Source organism: Roseiconus lacunae, from assembly GCF_008312935.1.
Lineage (GTDB): Bacteria > Planctomycetota > Planctomycetia > Pirellulales > Pirellulaceae > Stieleria > Stieleria lacunae.
The window spans coordinates 1-1,221 of sequence record NZ_VSZO01000085.1 but is presented as its reverse complement, the minus strand read 5'-3'; the positions used below and the strand labels follow the sequence as shown (position 1 = coordinate 1,221).

Below are 1,221 nucleotides of genomic sequence, written 5' to 3'. Positions count from 1 at the left end.
ATCGGATGCACACGGAGCAACGGAGTCGGGGGCCTTTGGGTTTTAGTTTTTACTTGATCGCCGTTGCCCGGTGATCCTAGCCGTTCGTCGTGCTACATCACGTTCGTTGGTTCATTCACCTTCGAGTGCGGATCAGATCGGACGCCTGTCGTCGCGACTGAAATCGGGCCCATCGCATGATGACGCGACCTCTGTTTCCTAGTGGTCGCTCTTGATGTCACGGTTTGATAGATCATCTTCTCCAACCGGATGGTGGCTTGGTGATCCGCAGCGCAAGTCACTTTCGTCGTGCTGGATGACTCACGTACGGGCCCATTGATTGGCAACGTGACATCAGTCCCTATGGATCGCTCTTGATGTCGCGGTTTGGTTGTCACTCCTGGCTTACCGTATTGATTCACGTACCGGCCCATCCAGTGACGACGAAACCTCTGTCACCTGTTGATCGCATTGGTGTTCACGGTTTAACATCGTAATCCCACTTGACAATAAGGCCCATCACCACGCAGCGATTGCTACAATGGTTCTGGCCCGTCCAACTTCCAGCCGGCGGCAAACGTAGCCTGACGAACCATGTGATGAACGGGAGTCGCGGGCGCTGTTGTTTCCTGAGTTCACGATGTTTGGCCGCGACCCCGTTATCACCAACGTTCGTCGTGCTTGGTCACGCTGGTCGGTTCTTCTAGCTTTGAGTTTGGAACGACGCACAAGCCGGATAGGGTGACTGTAGTCGGCCCACCGCATGATGACGCGACCTCTGTTTCCTTTTGATCGCACTTGATGCCACGGTATGGTAAACGTTTCCAACGCCCAACAATCGCCAATAATGGATCGTGATCCTGTACGCCTATTGCGTTGTCGCGGTGGAGTCTTTCAATGGCCCCAGCACTCGATCAAGCCTCTCGATCAAGCCTCTCGATCGGATCTCGCTTGACTCCGGTACCATGGTTCGCACACACAATTCTGGTCCCGATCCAGACTGATCGATCGCCCCACGTCAACCTGCGATCGCTACAATAGATCACGACCGTCCAACTTCACCACGACGGCAACCGTAAAGCGACGAACCATGTGATGAACGGGAGTTGCGGCGCAGTTGATTCCTGCGTTCACGATGCTTGGCCGCAACCCCGTTATCACCAACGTTCGTCGTGCTTGGTCACGCTGGTTGGTTCTTCTAGCTTTGAGTTCGGAACAACGCACAAGCCGGATATGGTGACT

At 54.5% G+C, this 1,221-nt stretch carries 1 protein-coding gene; it reads right to left on the bottom strand.

Annotated elements, in window-relative coordinates; translation table 11 throughout:
- Positions 1-1,011: 1,011 nt before the first annotated feature.
- Positions 1,012-1,221 (bottom strand): hypothetical protein (locus FYC48_RS28580; protein ID WP_235034466.1); only part of this gene is annotated, 210 nt, incomplete at its 5' end.